Here is an 18587-nt window from a genome sequence, read left to right on the forward strand (position 1 = left end):
TTGGACAGCCTTTTCGCTTACTTCTTTACTTCCCTTATTCTCCCCCTTATTTCTCCCTTTTTATTAGATTTCGTATTAACATTTACATATACATTTGCTTGCATTATCTCTTGAAACAAGCTGTCAAATGCTCTCCCCTGTAGAGGCCCTTCAAAATCCTCTACTCTAGCTACACCAGTAACGACTCCTTCATTCACACTAATTCCTTGCTCTAACGGACCAAACAAACTTAAAATAACTGGACCAATTTGATTCGCTTTTCCTAAATGAATTTGGCATGACGTGATTTTTCTTATATTTTTTAATATGACCCGATATTGCAACTTCTTTAAATCTTCACTAAAAATGAGCTCTGTTACACCGTAAGCTTCTGTATTTACAGGAGGTACTTCCCTCTTCCCTGTTAACCTAGCAAAGAAATGTGTTGTCATACGGGCATTCTCCTCATATAAGTTTCCCAGCACTACTTCTACTACTTTATGGTTTAGACATAATCATTTATGACTTTTTCAGATTTTAATTACAACTAAAAGATTCACAAAATCTTTACATAGAAATCATTTCATTCACTTTACTGCCTCTTGTATAATGCACTTAGAAAAACATTCTAGGAGGAAATTTTGAAAAATAATAACTACTCTTTCCAATCATTAATAGAGATTTTTCTCGTATCATTTAAATTAGGACTTACTTCATTTGGTGGTCCCGTCGCCCATCTTGGTTATTTCCACCATGAATACGTGCAAAAAAGAAAATGGATGGATGAACGAAGTTACGGAGACTTAGTAGCACTATGTCAATTCCTTCCTGGCCCTGCTAGCAGCCAAGTCGGTATGGGAGTTGGCTTATTGCGCGGCGGATTATTAGGAGCCATTATTTCATGGATCGGATTCACTCTCCCATCTGTGCTCGTTTTAGTTTTCTTCGCTTCATTTCTTAACCAATTCGAGCTTGGAAGTACTGGCTGGATTCACGGACTGAAACTTGTAGCGGTCGCAATTGTCGCTCATGCAATATGGGGAATGGCTCAAAAGTTAACACCAGACCGAAACCGTGCAACAATCGCAATTGCAGCTGCCGCAATCGCCCTATTATGGCCAAGTAGCTGGACACAAGTAATTCTCATTATAGTATCTGGTTTCATCGGTTGGTTTTTATATCGTGACCGGCCAGTTAGCCAAGCTCATAAAATAAACGTACCTATTTCAAAAATGGTAGCCATATCTTGTCTCGTCTTATTCTTCGGACTATTAATACTGTTACCGATGTTACGACCATACTCTTATTTCATCTCTTTATTTGACAGCTTCTATCGCTCTGGTGCACTTGTATTTGGCGGAGGGCACGTCGTACTTCCTCTCCTTGAAAGTGAGTTTGTACAAAACGGGATGATGACAAAAGAACAATTTCTTGCTGGATACGGATTAACACAAGCAGTGCCAGGGCCACTATTTACATTCGCTTCTTATATAGGAGCAGTGCTAAATGGAACCGCTGGAGCAGTTGTTGCAACGATCGCTATCTTTCTTCCTGCCTTCCTGCTCGTTGTTGGCGTTTTACCATTTTGGGACAGTGTAAGGAGAGTATCTTACATACAAGGTGCACTACTTGGAGTAAACGCAGCCGTTGTCGGCATTTTACTTGCAGCTTTTTATGATCCAATTTGGACGAGTACAATTATGAATTCTGTAGATTTCGTTTTTGCTTCTCTCCTATTTTGCTTACTCGCTTTTTGGAAAACACCACCTTGGGTTATCGTTATAATCGGGGCCTTCGGTGGATATGTTTTATCCATTTTGTAAGCACAAAAAGCGACGGCCCCATTTAGCCGTCGTTTTTTCTATTAAAACTTCACAAGCTCCATTCCCTCAGGCAACTCGCTCTCCGTTAAAATACGCAACTCTTTCACGCGATCCATTACGTAAGAAGAACGCTTCACAAGCTCTGGGTCAATATAAGCTGGATGCACCATAATTTCTACCGTTTGCTCATCCTGTACTCTTTCTTTTAACTGCACAAAGTAATCTTCCGTCACACCGTCAGCGTAAAAGTCACTGTAAAACACATCTGAAAATGGGCGCACCGCTCGCTCTTCTTCACAACGACGAATTGGAACATTATATTTACTTGCTAATCTCTCAAGAACGTCGTGTAAAAGCGGTAATCCATGCACGTGATGATGACTATCTAAATGAGTTGGTGTTAATCCGTAAGATAAAAACTTCTCAATTTGAGCAGTCCATTCTTTTTCTACCTCTTCTGGATTTATATTTCCTTCCCATACAACACTTTGTTTATGAAACAATCCATCGCTACTTACAAGTGATGGAACATCTTTAAGAAGCGGTTCTCCTGCCGTTAATACGAGATGAACTCCTACTCCTAACGTTTTATACTCTTTCGCTAAGCGTACGGCATGCTCTGTCCCTGGCATATTCATCATCATCGTCGTTGAATTTACAATCCCGTTTTTATGTCCATCAATAATTCCGTAATTTGTACCTTCCGTAAGACCGAAATCATCTGCATTTACAATTAGTTTAATCATCGCAATACCTCCTACTAGAATTAAAAAAAGCGGGCTAAACAGCGCCGCTTTTTATTTCTCTATCTTCTTAAAGAATTGTGGAAGATGTTCTTTATGTGCTTCCAACATTTCATCTAAAATTTGTTTTGCAACTTTATCAGATGGTACAAGTGGATTAATTGTCATAGCAAGCAGCGCCTTATGATAATCCCCTGTAACAGCAGCTTCAATTGTTGTGCGCTCAAATGATTTAATTTGCTGTACTAAACCGCGAACTGGTACTGGAAGATCTCCAACCGCAATTGGTTTTGGACCTTCTTTCGTAATAATACAGTTCACTTCAACAGCCGAATCATGTGGCAAGCTTGCAATTGTTCCGTTGTTTCGTGTATTAACAGGCTGGATATCACCTTTATTATTGTAAATAGACGTAATTAAGCTACATGCTGCATCACTATAATAAGCTCCGCCGCGCTTTTCTAATTGTGGTGGCTTAATATCTAAATTCGGGTCTTTATATAACTCGAATAAATCATCTTCTAATTGTTTTACTACTTCTGCACGTGTACCTTTTTCAATCGAAGCTTCTTTCTCTTCTTCCAACATTTCACGTGTTTTATAGTAGTAACGATGATATGGACACGGAATTGCACGAAGACCGCGAATAAAGTCTGGCTCCCAGTTAAGCGCAGCAATGTTTTCCATCGTAATTTGCTTTTCTGGATCTGTTACAAGTTCTAGTACGCGATCCATCACGCTTACTCCATCTAAGTATACATCTAATCCGTATACCATATGATTTAAACCAGCGAAATCAACGTGTACCCGGCTTGCATCTACTTCAAGTAATCTTGCAAGACCCATACGAATTCCGATTGGAACGTTACATAGACCAACTACTCGTTGAATGTTCGTGTAGCGAAGTACAGCTTCTGTTACCATACCTGCTGGGTTTGCGAAGTTAATAAGCCATGCATTTGGACATAATTCCTCCATGTCCTTACAAATATCTAAAATAACAGGAATCGTTCTCAGCGCTTTGAACAAACCACCAGGACCATTCGTTTCCTGACCAATTACATCATATTTTAATGGAATTGCTTCATCTTTTGCACGTGCTTCTAACAAACCAACGCGAAGCTGCGTTGTTACGAAGTCAGCATCTTTTAATGCCTCACGGCGATCAAGTGTTAAATGAATATCAATTGGTAAACCTGATTTTTTCACCATACGTTTCGCTAAGTCACCAACGATTTCTAACTTCTCTTTTCCTGCCTCAATATCTACTAACCAAATTTCACGAACAGGAAGCTCGTCATAACGTTTAATAAACCCTTCAATTAATTCTGGTGTATAACTAGATCCACCGCCGATTGTAGCAATTTTAATTCCAGTCATGCTTTATTCCCCTTTCGCTTCTAGCTTTTTATAAAGGTCAATAAATTCTGCTGCTAATTCTTTTACTGTAATAGAATTCATTAAATGATCTTGTGCATGAATTAAAAGAACACTAATCTCTGTTTTTTCCCCTCTTGCTTCTGATTGTATGAGCTCTGTTTGGAAATGATGCGCTTCATTAATCGCTTCTTTCGCCTTTACCATCGCTTCATCAGCTTCTGCCATTTTCCCCTGTTTGGCAAATTGAAGTGCCTCCATTGCAAAGCTTCGTGCATTACCACTATTTAAAATCAATTGGAATGGAATTTGTTCTGCTGTAGTCATCATAATTACCGCCCTCTCTATTATGGTTCAACCGATTTAAATACCCCTTCAGTTTGAACATTGCTATTAAATTATTATTTTATGAATGATAGTTTGGTGTTCTTGTAGATGGGTCTCATCTTTTTGAACATGATATAAAAGTTAGTTGTTCTGACGAGCTATAGAAACTCGTCAGAACAATACTTTTTAAAGTGATACTGAATTGTCGCTTCCTTTTGCAGCATCTTTTGACGCTTGTACATACGTACGGTCACACATTAATACGAATGGATAGTAGATTACTACCGCGATTGCAAAGTTTACTAGTTGCAATGCAGCACCAGCGATGCTTCCGCCCGCTACAAGATAACCACTAAAGATTGGTGGCATTGTCCACGGAACTAAAGCAACTGTTTTTGGTACCCATCCTAAGGAAATTGCTGTATAAGAAGTAATAACTAATACAACTGGTGTAAGTACGAATGGAATGATTAACGCTGGGTTTAATACAATTGGTGTACCGAAAATAACTGGCTCGTTAATATTGAAGAAACCAGGACCGATAGATACACGGCCTACACCACGAAGCTGTGCACTTTTCGCAACAAGCATTACTGCTACTAGGAATGCTAATGTCGCACCTGATCCACCGATGTATACATATACATCAAAGAATGGTTTTGTGAAAATATGCGGTACGTCATATGCAGACATACCATCGTTAAATAACTTAATATTCTTTTCTAATGCTGGTAAATAAATTGGGTCAATAATACCACCAACGATATTAGGACCGTGTAATCCGAAGAACCATAATACATGAATAAGTAATGCTACAATAATTGCACTTGGTAATGTACCTGCTAAACCTTGTAATGGTACTTGAATTGTTTCAAATACGATTTTATGAATACTTGTACCTGCTAATTTCACTGCTAATTGAATACTTGCTGTTACGATTAAAATAACGAATGCTGGAACTAATGCTGCGAATGATTTCATTACTGCTGGTGGAACACCATCTGGCATTTTAATTGTAATATCTCTTTGAACAAAGAACCTAAATGCCTCTGTGACAAGAAGAGCTACAATTATAGAAACGAATAAACCTTGTGATCCTGTCCAAGCTAAATCAATACCGCCTTCTTTTGGCGTTGTCGGAGAAATAATAATTAATGCACCGAATGTAATGATTGCTGCTGACAACGCGTCAACGCCGTAAGATTTCGCTAAATTATAACTTATCCCTACCGCGACTATGAGGGCGAGTATAGCGAAGGAACCTGCCCACATACCACCGCCGATATCTTTCCAAACATCTCCGAATGCACCTTTCATAAATTTTTGGAATGCATCCACTGGTAAGTTATTAATAAGTATTGCAAATGATCCAACTAAAATAAGAGGCATAACTGCGATAAATCCATCACGGATTGCAACTAAATGGCGCTGCGATCCGATTCTTCCTGCGACTGGAACTAAATATTTCTCCATAAATGCAATAAACTTTTGCATTTCGCTTCCCCCCTAATTATTTTTTAAGTGTTAATGCGTGATCTAAAACTGCTTCTCCATTCATCATGCCGTAGTGCATTGAGTTAATAACATCGACTCCAACGTTTTTCTCATCGGCAAGCGTTTTCATTGTAGAAAGCATGTAACGAACTTGTGGTCCTAGTAATAATACATCCGCTTGGTCGATATTGTTTTTTACTGCATCCCCAGATACAGCCCAAATCTTACCTTCTAGACCACGAGCTTTTGCAGCCGCTTCCATTTTTGTAACTAGTAAACTTGTAGACATCCCTGCTGAACAACATAATAAAATATTCATTTATAAATCCCCCTTGTGTGGTATAAAAAATTTATGTTTTTTATTTTTCTTTACGCTATTTATTAAAGCAATTACCGTGCCAACTTTTCAAAACGCCTAAAATCAGCGTTTTTTCGAGTGATTTCTTTGTGTGTTACCGCTTTCAATCAGTGTGTCCCCAAAAAAACACACAGTGTGTTATAAAACACCTCACTTTTAACACATAACTGTATGAAAATAGATTAGTGTTTAGTTGTCTAGTTGTGTTTAAACAAAAAAAACACTAAATTATTTTTTAACACATAAAAAAACCTTGCATATGCAAGGTTCACTTATCATCTTCTAATTTCCTATATAATTCTACAAACTCACTCGCCAATTCCTTCACCGTAATTGCGTTCATTAAATGATCTTGTGCATGCACCATCAGAAGGGTAACTTCGGTTTTTTCCCCGGCAGCCTCTTTCTGTATGAGCTCTGTTTGTAAGCGATGCGCCTCTTGCAATTCATTTAAAGCTTCTTGTAGTTTCGCTTCTGCTTCCTGAAATTCACCGCGCTTTGCGCAATCAATTGCTTCCATTGAGCAGCTTCTCGCATTACCACCATGCAAAATTAAGTGAAAAGCTTTCGTCTCTATCGTATCCATGTTATTTCTTTACTCCCCCTTTTCTTCCGCTACTTTTTGTTTATCCCATATTTTTAAGAATGGAAAATAAATAAGAAATGCAAGTGCAAAGTTAATGAGCTGTAAAATAACCCCTGAAATTTTCCCGCCTGATCCTAAATATCCACTAAAAAGAATAGGTGTAGTCCAAGGTACAGCAGCTCCGCTCGGACGTGCAACCCATCCCCATTCCATTGCAAAATAAGAAACAATCGTTAAAACAACTGGTACAAGTATAAATGGAATAAGTAAAAGCGGATTCATTACTATCGGCATACCGAAAGTCACCATTTCATTAATATTAAAAATACCTGGTGCAATCGATAATCGCCCTAAACTTTTCAATTGCTGACTTCGCGCAAATAATAACATTCCTACAACTAAAGCAAGTGTTGCACCAGAACCGCCCATATAAATCCATAAATCAAAGAACTGTGCAGTAATCGTATTAGGTACATCTTGCCCTGCCTGAAATGCAATTCGATTTTGATCCATTAATGACAACCAAATCGGACTCATTACACCACCAACAATTGCAGCTCCATGAATTCCGCACGCCCAAAGTACATGGACAATGATAACTGCGATTATCGCACCCCAAATGCTAGCCCCAAGTACACTAAGAGGCTCCTGTAAAAGCTTTCCTATAACATTATGGATGCTACCGAAAGTCGTATGTTCAAAAATTAATCTAATGATCCAAACAACCGTCACAACAATAAAGCCTGGAATAAGCGCAGCAAATGAACGCGTTACTGCTGGCGGAACTGTCTCTGGCATCTTTATAATCATCTTTTTCTGTACAACAAATCGATAAATTTCAGTAGATATAATTGCAATAATCATCGCTACAAACAACCCTTGGCTTCCCATTAACGCAGCTGGTATAACTCCATCTACAAGTATACTTTCTTTCGTATTTGGTATCATATACATAACTTGGAATGGTGTTGCAAGCAAAAATGCTACAAGTGACAACGCACCTGCCGCTAAAGCATCTACTTTATATTGTTCTCCTAATCTGTAAGCGATTCCAAAAACAGCTATTAAAGACATTATATTAAAAGTAGCCCCCACTGGATACCCTAATGCTACATTCCAATTCTTTCCGAAGATTCCTGCCATAAAATCATTATATCCAGGTATCGGAAGAGCACTAATGATTAGAAAAAAAGATCCAATAATCAAGAAAGGCATCGTTAAAACAATTCCATCACGAATAGCCTGCAAATGCCTCTGCTCTGCAATCTTTCCTGCCACTGGCATCACATATTTCTCTAAAAACCCTATCATCTATCCCACTCTCCTCATGGTTTCATTGACAAAGCTGCTTGCAAGATAGCCTCTCCATTACAAAGCCCGTAATGGACAGATTGAATTACGTCAACGGGTATTCCTTTCTCCTTACATAACTCTTTCATTTTCGGTAATAAATAACGTACTTGCGGTCCAAGTAAAAGTACATCTGCATCATCGATATGATTTCGCACTTCTGAACCTGATACAGCCCAAATCTTTACCTCTATCCCCCTTGCCTGTGCCGCTTTCTCCATTTTTGTAACTATCAAACTGGAAGACATTCCCGCTGCACAGCAAAGCAAAATATTCATCCTGTTTCCCCTCCCTCTTTTTCTAAACCTAAGTTATGGTGCAGCCCTTGCCACCACTAGGTTACAAATATATATGTCTAGATTTCTAACTGTATGCCGAGCTTAAAAACAAAAATTTCTCGGTTTTCACGCTATTCCATCTATCCGTATTTTCCTAGTAAAGAAGTCTCTAACTCGCTATAATGATTCAGTATGATTTTTTATAATCGATAGGAGGGTATATTTATGAAGGCATATCGCTTTCCGCTTATTTTATTATCTTCTATCCTAATTGGTGGTTTCATTGGTTATTTCATGGGTGCCGATGCAGTTGCTTTAAAGCCGCTTGGTGACATTTTCTTAAACTTAATGTTTACGATTGTTGTACCGTTAGTGTTCTTTAGCATCGCGTCATCTATTGCTAATATGGATGGATTAAAACGTTTCGGTAAAATTATGTCTAGTATGGCTGGAACTTTCTTATTTACAAGTATTTTAGCTGCTATTTTTATGATTATTATCGTGAAAGTATTCCCGCCAGCACAAGGTGTTGTATTAGAACTAACGCAGCCTGATAAAGCTGAAAAAGCAGTTAGCGTTGCTGATCAAATTGTTGGTATCATAACAGTATCAGACTTTTCAAAGTTACTATCTCGCGAGAACATGTTAGCTCTTATTTTCTTCTCTATCTTAATGGGGGTTGCAACTTCAGCAGTTGGTGAAAAAGGGAAACCATTCGCTACATTCCTACAAGCTGGTGCAGAAATTTCAATGAAAGTTGTATCTTTCATTATGTACTACGCTCCAATCGGACTAGCTGCCTACTTCGCAGCATTAGTTGGTGAATTTGGACCACAACTTCTTGGAACTTACTTCCGAGCTGCAATGGTATACTATCCAGCTTCTCTTATTTACTTCTTTGTATTCTTTACATTCTATGCGTACCTTGCAGGTCGCAAACAAGGTGTACAAATATTTTGGAAGAACATGGTCTCTCCTACAGTTACATCACTTGCAACTTGTAGTAGTGCCGCAAGTATTCCATCGAACTTAGAAGCAACGAAAAAAATGGGTATTTCTTCTGACGTTCGTGAAACAGTTGTCCTTCTTGGGTCTACACTTCATAAAGACGGATCTGTTTTAGGCGGCGTATTAAAAATTGCTTTCTTATTCGGTATTTTCAACATGGAATTCGAAGGACCGAAAACATTAGCAATCGCACTTGTCGTTTCTCTATTAGTAGGAACAGTAATGGGTGCTATTCCGGGCGGGGGTATGATTGGTGAAATGTTAATCGTTTCTCTATACGGATTCCCACCAGAAGCATTGCCAATTATCGCAGCAATTAGTACAATCATCGATCCTCCTGCAACAGTGTTAAACGTAACAGGAGATAACGCTTGTGCCGTAATGACAGCTCGCCTTGTAGAAGGTAAAAACTGGATCAAAAATAAATTTGCTTAATATATAGAAAGAGGATGCTCGGTGGAGCATCCTCTTTTTTGTTGTTATTTGTCGAAATGTCGATATAATCCCATCCCGCCACAAATTTGTTATAATCTTCACAAATATTCCACATCCATTATCCATTCTCCGTACTATAATCATGTATGGAAAAGGAGATGGACGTAATGACTCAAAGTGCACCAGAATTCAAAGTTTTGCAAAGCATTGCATTTCTTGCTGTCGTTTTGCAAAGTTCCTTATTATATACAATGAATCAAGGAAATGTCTTACTCGAGCAATCCCTCATTATGGGCATGCTATTTAATCTTGCAAAATTTTCAGCGCCTGCATTCATATTTATCGTCGGCTTCCATTTAATTCGGCTATATACGAAGCAACTCGTTTACAGAGAATATATTTATGAAAAAGCCGCACATTTACTCATTCCTTATTTCTTCTGGTCTATTCTTTACCTATTAACAACAAACGATGTCATTACACTACAAGGCGGAATAAAAAGTTTATTACTCGGAACAGCTGCACCTCATCTTTGGTACGTTATTATGATGTTCCAAATTCACTTATTGTTCCCTTTACTATGCACACTATTTTATTGGTTTCAAAAACGAACAGAAAATAAAAAAGACATATATAAATATATGACCATTTTCGCTTGTCTATATTTCTTCTTAATGTGGTACTCTTCTCACTACATTTTTAATGGAGAGAAACTGACTAGTTCAACCATTTTACATTATACAGATCGTTCCTTCTTCTTCTACTCATTCTATTTCGTCATGGGAGGAATAGCTGCTGTATCATTAAAAACTTGGCGTATATTTGTCATGAAACATATTCCGCTTATCACAATACTATTTTTCATCTTATTTTTATTCATCAATTATGAGTTATTTAGTTTTTACGGCGCCAATTCTATTCATTTAACGGTTTCTACTTATTTAAAACCGTCCATGTTTTTATATATTGTTTGTGAAATTATGATACTGTACGTGTTATCTATTACAATTGTACAGCGACGTGGTTTCTTATATAAAGCTTTACGTTTTATCGGGAATTACACGTATGGCGCTTATTTAGCTCATTTTTTCTTCTTGCAACTATGTACAAAATTTCTTTCCTTATTCGCACTGCAAGAAAACACAATATTATATAGCCTATTACTATTTATATTAACGACCACAATCTCTATTTCAGCAATGGTCATTGGCAGCATACTACCATTTCATACGTGGATTACAGGGCCTTCCCCTACGACAAATATGAAATGGGCGAAGATTGCCATTCGGAAAAATCATGAAAAAGTATTTAAACCATATATTTGATATAATAGTATTTCATATAAGAAAAGAAAGTAGGACACACCTATGATTAATCAAATTGGGCAAATTATGTTATATGTAAATAATCAAGATGAAGCAGTACAATTTTGGACAGAAACAGTAGGATTCCAAATCGTTGCGGAAGAAAATAACGGACAAGGATTTCGCTGGATTGAAATTGCGCCGGCAAAAGAAGCCGGAACAAGCATCGTCCTTCACGATAAAGCGTTAATCGCGAAGTTGCAACCTGAATTAAACTTAAATACCCCTTCACTTATGTTCTTCTCTAATAACGTAGATCAACTGTATAAAGATCTTTCTGAGAAAAACGTCACAGTTGGACAAGTTGTAGATTTACCTACAGGTAGAGCATTCAACTTTGCTGATAATGAAAATAATTACTTTGCGGTAATGGAAAAGAAATAAGAAAAAGCTATCCGGAAAAATCGGATAGCTTTTTTCATTTTAAGAAACTTGTTCTGCATTCGTTTCCCTATGCTGTATATGGCTCGTGATCCAAGCAATTCCGCCAGCAACAACGAGATAGCATAACAATATTAAAATTTGCATTTGTAATTGCGACCAATCGCCTAAAGAAATCACATCTTGTAACCCTCTAAGAGAATGAGACATTGGGAGAAATTGTCCAATTTTGCTAAGGACAGCTATATTTAATTCTCCTGGGAAAGTACCCCCGCTCGTCGCTAATTGCAGGACGAGAAGTGTTACCGCTGCGAACTTCCCAACAAGACCAAATACCGTTACTAACATAAGAATAAATGTCATGAACGTAAAGGAAATAATAATACTTGATAAAACAAAGAGTGGCACACTTGCAACTTCTAATTTCATAAATCCTAGCACAACCACATCTACAAGTAGCGCTTGAATAAGTCCAATTAAATATACCAATCCTAGTTTATTAATAAAATGTACTGTTCCGCTTACCTTCATATTTTGTCTGCGGCCTAGAGGTAAAATATTCGATGCCATAATTCCGCCAACATAAAATGCCAGTGATAAAAAGTATGGTGCAATACCTGAACCGTAGTTCGGCACCTCAGAAACTGTCGACTTCACTAATTGAACCGGCTCTGAGAACATCGTATTGCGTGCATCATCATTGCGAACATCCGCTATCTTCTCTGCGCCCTCTCCCAATTTCGTAGAAAGTTCTTTCGCACCATCGTCAAGTTTAACAAGTCCGTTCGTTAACTTATCAGCACCATGATTCAGCTCTGTTCCGCCACTCGCAAGGTGATTTACACCTTCTTGTAATGATGTAAATCCATTTCCCCACTTCGTAAATCCATTGGCTAAATTCGAAGTACCATCTGCTATCTTTTTCGTTCCAGCAGTAGCTTCGTTTAACTTAACCCCGAATGTATTCATGCCTTCCTCAATCTTATGCTGACCATCAGCAAGCTTCTGCGCACCTTGTGTCAATTGTTTCTGGCTATTATTTAAAGTGTTTGTTGCTTTAGCTAATCCGTTAGAAGTAGCAATGATCTTTTGAAAAGCAGGATCTTGCTGCACTTCTGGATGACTTTTCACGTACTCTTCTAATTGTTGTTTTACACTATTTGCTGCATTGTCCGCTTTCACTTGCCCTTCAGCAAGTTTCTCACTTCCGTTCACCCATTCATTTGTACCAGCACTTAATTCACTAACTCCTGATTGTAAAGACTTCTCACCCTGTGCTAGCAGCTCCATACCATTATGAAGTGATGTCGCTCCTTGACTCAGCTCATTTGCACCGCCACTTAAGGCAGATTGGCTAGAAACAAGTTTTTCACTTCCCTCTTTCACTTTTGATGTCCCGTCACTTAAACGATGAATACCATCTGCAAGCTCATTTGCACCATTTCTTGCATCTATCGTTCCTTCATGTAACTTCTCAGCACCATTACTTGCATCACTCAATCCTTGTGCCAAATCTTGAAACTTTGAAAAGACACCTTCTGTATAAGATTTCGTAATACTATTTGAGATTTTTGTTTTCATATTTTCAACAGCTGTCGTTCCAATTTGAGCTGCTACAAAGTTTTTCCCTGGATTTACTTTGTACTGCAATTGTGCCTGCTCTGGTTTCTCATCCATAAGTGTACTTACCTTTTTAGAGAAATCCTCTGGGATCGTAACAACCATATAATACTTATCTTCTTTTAGCCCTTCATCAGCATTTTTTTCTGATACGAAATGAAAAGCCAGTTCCTTATTCTCTTTTAAATTTTTAACAAAATCGTCTCCTGCATGAATTGTTTTTTCATCCATCGCAGCACCTTTATCTAAATTCACAACTGCAACAGGTAATTTATCTAATTTTCCGTACGGATCCCAATATCCAGCTAAGAAGAATCCTGAATAAATTAAAGGAACGATTAATAAAAAAATTAAAGCGATACGTCCATGTTTATGGTTCCACATCGCCTTCCAATCTTTAAATATAAGTTGAATTCCCTTCATGAAACATACTCCTTCTCCTAATTTAACACCCTTCGAATGGTTTAACAGATTTACTATACACGTCACTTTCCATACTGTATAATACATCTTTAATTATCAATTCATTCCTTTTGGTCTATAGAAAGGAGATTCGAAGTGGAACTTCTTCAATTAAAATACTTTCAGACAGTCGCACGACTAGAACATATGACAAAAGCAGCTGAAGAATTGCATATCGCGCAGCCTTCACTCAGTAAAACAATCGCTAGACTAGAAAAGGACTTAGGCGTCCCCTTATTTGATCGCCAAGGTCGACAGATTACATTAAACTCTTTCGGCAAAGTATTTTTAAAACGAGTAGAACGCATTTTTCATGAATTAAGTGAAGGGGAACGCGAAATTAAAGATTTAGCTGAATTACAACAAGGCTCTATTACACTTGCAGTTTCTATTCCAAGAATATTACCCGAGTTACTCGGTTCCTTTTTACTAGAACACCCTAACGTTCGATTCCAACAATTTCTCGCATCTACTCCTTCTATGAAACGGCAACTAGATAATATGGAAATTGATTTTTGTATCTCCTCTGTACCAATTGAAGGCGAAGAAATGGTTTGGGAACCACTTATCACAGAAGAAATTTTCTTAGCTGTTCCTTCAGGACATCGGTTATCAAACCGCGAAAGTATCTATTTGCATGAAGTAAAAGACGAATCGTTTATTAGTATGAACACCGGTTACGGATTTCGGCACTTAACAGATGAATTTTGTAAAAAAGCTGGTTTCACTCCACATATCGCTTTTGAAGTAGATGAACCAACCGTGATTAGCGATCTCATTAAGCAAGGTCTTGGCATCGCCTTTGTCCCAAGTTTAACTTTATTAAAAAACTCTACTTTAGCATCAAATAAGTTACGTATTATTGAACCTAATTGCGAACGAACTATCGGCTTAAGTTGGTCGAAGAAGCGCTATTTATCAAACACCGCCCAGCAATTTCTTGAATTCGTGATTGATTACTTCTCCAATATTAGGGCGTAAAATTATATCGCTTTACAAACAAATAACGACACAAATAGAAGGTACCATCCCCATAGGGTGGCACCTTCTATTTTTTACTCTTATCCAATTCTATTTCCGCTAAAAGCGGCAATACGTTATCGAAAATATGTGTATTATTATTCTCACCTGTTACATATCCACCATAATATCTACTAAATACATTATCATTTCGGAATGTATTCATCCGCTCATACAATTCCTTCGCAAACTTTATATCACCTGTTTGTAGTACGTACAAAATTGTTAATCCGTAAGATGCTGGTGATTCATAGTTCACAGCTTGTTTTCCCGTTTCTAAGTTATAACGACCATATAACTTTTCGTCTTCGCGAAATTTCTTCTTTATAAATTCCAAATAAGCATCTGATGAAAGACCGCCTAAACTACGATGATAAGCAACGTATGATTGATCAATAAGATTCACTTCTTTATCGTACGTAAATGTCCCATCATCTTTATACTCTTTCGGGAATGCCCAGCCCTGCCTTGGATAATCCGCTAAAAACTGAACAACTTCCTGATACTGCTGTGCAGAAATTTTTCCATACTTTTTCATATAAGAGAATGCATGCGGATTTATGTAAGATGTTGTTGCAAAGTTATTTTGTTTCCCTGTATCTGCATCGTAATAATCAACGTAATAATTACCTTTTTTATTATAACGAAGTACAGAATCACTCAATTGATCTGCAAGGTTTTTATAGCGATCTTCCTTGTACATTTCATAAGCACGATATAATTGTTCTATAATACGAAGATCATCGATAAGTGCATTAGTAGCTGACTGCATTTCTCCCTTTTCAGAGATTTTCCATATAACGATGCGATCCTTGTGTACAAAGTTATTTTGAATAACCTTCACTTGTTCATCAAATAAAGCTTGATCATCTTTATCAAGTGTATATTGTAGCCATAACCCTGCAGATTCTGATAAAGCTTCACGGCCCTTCGCTTCACCCTTACCTGCCTTTGTATCCTCTAAGCGATACGTTGCAAGTGTTCCATTTTCATTCACCATATGTCGTAAAATAAAATGCTCGGTACGATTTCCTTGTAAAGCTGACCAAAATACAACTCCACCTAAAGCGATTAAGAGAATAACCCCAATCCCTATATATAAACGTTTTCGCAAGCTTTTCACCTCCTTTTAAGGCTAACCTTAATTTTACCAGAACATACGCAAATATAAAAAAGACAATCCTTTAGATTGTCTCTCCCACCTTATCCTTCGCAAGCCTCTTTAGAAGGTCTATATAGCGATTCCACAAGTCGATCATATTCACGACGCGTAATTTCTTTATTATACAACTTTAATAATAAATCTCTATGCTCTCTTGAAAATGCCATCTTTTTAATGACTTCAGGATACATAAAACACCCTCTCCATTTCACATAAACTTCTTCATCCCGGAAACAGAACTTACGTTCGCATAAAAGGATTATAAAAGATTCAGCCCTAAAAAACAAATAAAATATTACCAAATATCAATTTCTTTTTCTTTAGAATATTTAAACATTAAATTATCGTACTCATTTTTTAAATACATATATATTTTTGGTAGTTTTTTGAATAAATTTTCCAATTAAATCAGAAAATAATGGCAAAAAGAAGAGGAGTATACATATGGATACCGTAACATTAGCAAGGGCATTTTTTGGTTCTTCATTAGCATTCCACATTATCTTTGCAACGCTTGGAGTCGGGCTTTCTTTAATGATTTTTATAAGTGAAATACTCTATCACTGGAAGAAAGATTCCGACTATGCCATTATGGCAAAAAGATGGACGAAGGCTTTTGCTATCCTTCTCGGTGTAGCAATTCCAACTGGAACAATTGTTGGTGTACAAATTTCACTTCTTTGGCCTGGTTTCGCCAAAATTGTTGGGCAAGTTATTTCCGTTCCGTTTCAAATTGAGATTTTCGCCTTCTTTTTAGAGGCTTTATTCATGTCTATTTACGTATATGCGGCTGATAAACTCCCTCCAGTTATGAGATTAATCTCGCTATTTTTCGTTATGATTGGCGCCACTGCATCCGCCGTGCTTATTACATCGGCAAACACATGGATGAATACACCTGCGGGCTTTTCAATGAATCCAGATGGCTCAGTTTTTAACGTTGATCCGTGGAAAGCTTTCTTTAATCCTAGCTTTGGCACAAGTGCATTCCACGTCGTTATTACGGCCTATACAACTGGAGCAGCTGTTATCGCTTCTATCGCTGGATTTAAATTATTAAAGAAAAATTTAAGCGCTCGTGAAATTGCTTACCATAAAAAAGGATTACTGTTAGGGCTTGTCGTTACATTTATCACAGGTGCTACGATGTGGCTTTCAGGACACGAATCTGCTATTGCCTTACATAAACATTCACCTGAAAAACTAGCATCTGCTGAAGCTTTGTTTGAAACGACATCACACGCGCCTTTATCGATTGGCGGGGTTGTGGACCCTAACACACTCGAACTAAACTATGCCCTTGAAATTCCGAACATGCTTAGCTTATTAGTGGGACTAGACCCTAACACCGTTGTAAAAGGTCTAAAGGAATTCCCGCAAGAAACATGGCCACCATTTTACACACATACACTGTTCAATTTAATGGTTGGCACCGCTGCCTTTACCTTTGCAGTTGCAGCTATTGCCCTCTTATATTGGTACTTTGTTTACCGAAAAAAAGGAGTAGAGTTACCGAAGTGGCTTCTTTGGGGAGCTGCCGCCTGTGGACCCGTTATGTTGCTCGGTATTGAATTCGGATGGATCTTTAGTTGTAGTGGTCGTCAGCCATGGACAATTTATGGCATGCAACGCACGGTAGATGCTTCTACGCGCGCTGATTTCGTCGGTCCTTTATTTGTTTTATTCATCATTTTATATATTGGACTCGGTATTTTAACAGTCTTTGTACTACGGACATTCTTTAAGAAACATCCGTTAAAGAATGATTTACATCACGAAGGAGGCGATTCTCGTGCATGAGGAAAGCATTGCAATCATCATCTTATGGGCTCTTATTTTCGTATATAGCATACTAGGGTCTATTGATTTTGGAGCTGGTTTTTGGGGCATGGTATACGCTAAACACCCGACACTTGCTGCCAAGCTTGCTAATCGGTACTTATCACCAACTTGGGAAGTAACAAATACGTTTCTTGTCTTTGTCGTCGTTGCTTTTCTCGGTTTCTTCCCAAAAGCGGCCTTTACCCTTGCAACCGTTATGTTTGTACCAGTTATGTTAATTTTAGTACTCGTTGCGATTCGTAGTACATTTATGGTATTTGCTTACTCCCTGCCAAAATACCAACACCTTCTTCGGATTATTTCAGGTATTACTGGGCTCTTAATCCCAGCTCTATTAATTACCGTTCTGCCAGTTACAGAAGGTGCCTATATTACGATGTCTGAAGGAAAGGAAGTGCTCCTTTACGGAAAACTTCTTTCTAGTCCCGTTATTTATTGTTATATGCTCTTCGGACTAACTTCAGAACTATTTCTATCATCTCTCTTTCTTGCTGATTTTGCTAGGGAACAAGGTTCTGAAGATACGTACCGAATTTATAGAAGAAATGCCATCATACTTGGTCCTGCAACGCTCGTGACTGCTATTATCGCTCTCGTTGTAATGGACCCTGAAACACACTGGCTTATGCAAGGACTAATAAAGCAATTCCCATGGTTTACAGTCTCTATCATTTTATTTGTTATCGGATACTCTTCCCTTTGGTGGACAAATAAGAAATATGGCACACTAGGCTTTCCTCGCATTGCAGTTTTAGCTGTCGTCGCTCAATATGCATTTGCAAGCTACGCTTACGGCGTCGCCCATTTACCTTATATCATTTACCCGGACGTAACTGTATTTACAAGCTTTACGACGGTCGAAACATTCTATGCACTTCTTATTCTTTACGCAATCGGGATTGCAATTTTACTACCAGGATTTATTTTCTTCTGGAATTTATTCTTAAAAGATCGAACATTTTTAAAGGAAAAATAGTA

Annotated in this window: 19 protein-coding genes; 7 read left to right on the top strand and 12 right to left on the bottom strand. The window is 37.9% G+C overall.

The window, feature by feature from the left end:
• Positions 1-17: 17 nt before the first annotated feature.
• The gene (gene exsM / locus AC1DKZ_RS21485; protein ID WP_107887204.1) at positions 18-431 is read right to left on the bottom strand and encodes an exosporium regulatory protein ExsM; all 414 of its coding nucleotides are present in this window, start codon (positions 429-431) and stop codon (positions 18-20) included.
• Between the two features lie 189 nt (positions 432-620).
• Here exsM and AC1DKZ_RS21490 point away from each other — a divergent pair, with 189 nt between their 5' ends.
• Positions 621-1802, top strand: coding sequence for a chromate transporter (locus AC1DKZ_RS21490; protein WP_341114401.1), 1182 nt, complete (start codon positions 621-623; stop codon positions 1800-1802).
• Between the two features lie 41 nt (positions 1803-1843).
• On the opposite strand, the gene chbG is transcribed toward AC1DKZ_RS21490, so the two are convergent.
• The 8 genes from chbG to AC1DKZ_RS21530 all read right to left on the bottom strand — a co-directional run bounded on the left by chbG (position 1844) and on the right by AC1DKZ_RS21530 (position 8315).
• Positions 1844-2548, bottom strand: coding sequence for a chitin disaccharide deacetylase (gene chbG, locus AC1DKZ_RS21495; protein ID WP_016127670.1), 705 nt, complete (start codon positions 2546-2548; stop codon positions 1844-1846).
• A 51-nt stretch (positions 2549-2599) separates the two neighbouring features.
• The gene (gene celF / locus AC1DKZ_RS21500; RefSeq protein ID WP_107887202.1) at positions 2600-3925 is read right to left on the bottom strand and encodes a 6-phospho-beta-glucosidase; all 1326 of its coding nucleotides are present in this window, start codon (positions 3923-3925) and stop codon (positions 2600-2602) included.
• Positions 3926-3928: 3 nt separating this feature from the next.
• Positions 3929-4252: a PTS lactose/cellobiose transporter subunit IIA gene (locus tag AC1DKZ_RS21505; protein WP_000989054.1), complete on the bottom strand. Its 324-nt coding sequence runs from the start codon at positions 4250-4252 to the stop codon at positions 3929-3931.
• A gap of 183 nt (positions 4253-4435) precedes the next feature.
• A complete protein-coding gene (celB, locus tag AC1DKZ_RS21510) occupies positions 4436-5743 on the bottom strand; it encodes a PTS cellobiose transporter subunit IIC (RefSeq protein ID WP_107887201.1) in 1308 nt (435 codons plus the stop codon).
• Positions 5744-5759: 16 nt separating this feature from the next.
• On the bottom strand, positions 5760-6062 hold the full coding sequence (locus tag AC1DKZ_RS21515; protein WP_002089627.1) for a PTS sugar transporter subunit IIB: 303 nt from the start codon (positions 6060-6062) through the stop codon (positions 5760-5762).
• A gap of 307 nt (positions 6063-6369) precedes the next feature.
• The gene (locus AC1DKZ_RS21520) at positions 6370-6687 is read right to left on the bottom strand and encodes a PTS sugar transporter subunit IIA (protein WP_107887200.1); all 318 of its coding nucleotides are present in this window, start codon (positions 6685-6687) and stop codon (positions 6370-6372) included.
• Positions 6688-6696: 9 nt separating this feature from the next.
• Positions 6697-7998 (bottom strand): PTS cellobiose transporter subunit IIC, encoded by a 1302-nt coding sequence (gene celB, locus AC1DKZ_RS21525; RefSeq protein ID WP_107887199.1) that lies wholly within the window; start codon positions 7996-7998, stop codon positions 6697-6699.
• 14 nt (positions 7999-8012) lie between these two features.
• Positions 8013-8315 carry a PTS sugar transporter subunit IIB gene (locus tag AC1DKZ_RS21530; protein ID WP_002198836.1) on the bottom strand — a complete coding sequence of 101 codons (303 nt, stop codon included), beginning with the start codon at positions 8313-8315 and terminating at the stop codon, positions 8013-8015.
• Between the two features lie 225 nt (positions 8316-8540).
• On the opposite strand from AC1DKZ_RS21530, the gene AC1DKZ_RS21535 reads away from it, so the two are divergent.
• From AC1DKZ_RS21535 to AC1DKZ_RS21545, 3 genes are all read left to right on the top strand, one after another.
• A complete protein-coding gene (locus AC1DKZ_RS21535) occupies positions 8541-9758 on the top strand; it encodes a dicarboxylate/amino acid:cation symporter (protein WP_002089631.1) in 1218 nt (405 codons plus the stop codon).
• 167 nt (positions 9759-9925) lie between these two features.
• Complete coding sequence (locus AC1DKZ_RS21540) at positions 9926-11083, top strand: acyltransferase (RefSeq protein ID WP_061688714.1); 1158 nt, start codon at positions 9926-9928, stop codon at positions 11081-11083.
• 42 nt (positions 11084-11125) lie between these two features.
• Positions 11126-11506: a VOC family protein gene (locus AC1DKZ_RS21545; protein WP_476997007.1), complete on the top strand. Its 381-nt coding sequence runs from the start codon at positions 11126-11128 to the stop codon at positions 11504-11506.
• A 39-nt stretch (positions 11507-11545) separates the two neighbouring features.
• On the opposite strand, the gene AC1DKZ_RS21550 is transcribed toward AC1DKZ_RS21545, so the two are convergent.
• The gene (locus AC1DKZ_RS21550; protein ID WP_476997008.1) at positions 11546-13546 is read right to left on the bottom strand and encodes a YhgE/Pip family protein; all 2001 of its coding nucleotides are present in this window, start codon (positions 13544-13546) and stop codon (positions 11546-11548) included.
• A 135-nt stretch (positions 13547-13681) separates the two neighbouring features.
• Between AC1DKZ_RS21550 and AC1DKZ_RS21555 the strand changes: the two genes are divergently transcribed.
• Entirely contained in the window at positions 13682-14566 is an 885-nt protein-coding gene (locus AC1DKZ_RS21555; protein ID WP_476997009.1) for a LysR family transcriptional regulator, read from the top strand.
• A gap of 67 nt (positions 14567-14633) precedes the next feature.
• Here the strand turns inward: AC1DKZ_RS21555 and AC1DKZ_RS21560 are convergent, their stop codons facing one another.
• Positions 14634-15719, bottom strand: a complete 1086-nt coding sequence (locus AC1DKZ_RS21560) for a transcriptional regulator (RefSeq protein WP_476997010.1) — start codon at positions 15717-15719, stop codon at positions 14634-14636.
• An 89-nt stretch (positions 15720-15808) separates the two neighbouring features.
• Positions 15809-15958 (bottom strand): hypothetical protein, encoded by a 150-nt coding sequence (locus AC1DKZ_RS21565; RefSeq protein WP_002016173.1) that lies wholly within the window; start codon positions 15956-15958, stop codon positions 15809-15811.
• 253 nt (positions 15959-16211) lie between these two features.
• Between AC1DKZ_RS21565 and cydA the strand changes: the two genes are divergently transcribed.
• Positions 16212-17567 (top strand): cytochrome ubiquinol oxidase subunit I, encoded by a 1356-nt coding sequence (cydA, locus tag AC1DKZ_RS21570; RefSeq protein WP_002034780.1) that lies wholly within the window; start codon positions 16212-16214, stop codon positions 17565-17567.
• The gene (locus AC1DKZ_RS21575; protein ID WP_002089640.1) at positions 17560-18585 is read left to right on the top strand and encodes a cytochrome d ubiquinol oxidase subunit II; all 1026 of its coding nucleotides are present in this window, start codon (positions 17560-17562) and stop codon (positions 18583-18585) included. The genes cydA and AC1DKZ_RS21575 overlap by 8 nt, the downstream gene beginning before the upstream one ends.
• Positions 18586-18587 lie beyond the last annotated feature (2 nt).

This window comes from Bacillus sp. 05T21, from assembly GCF_056396785.1.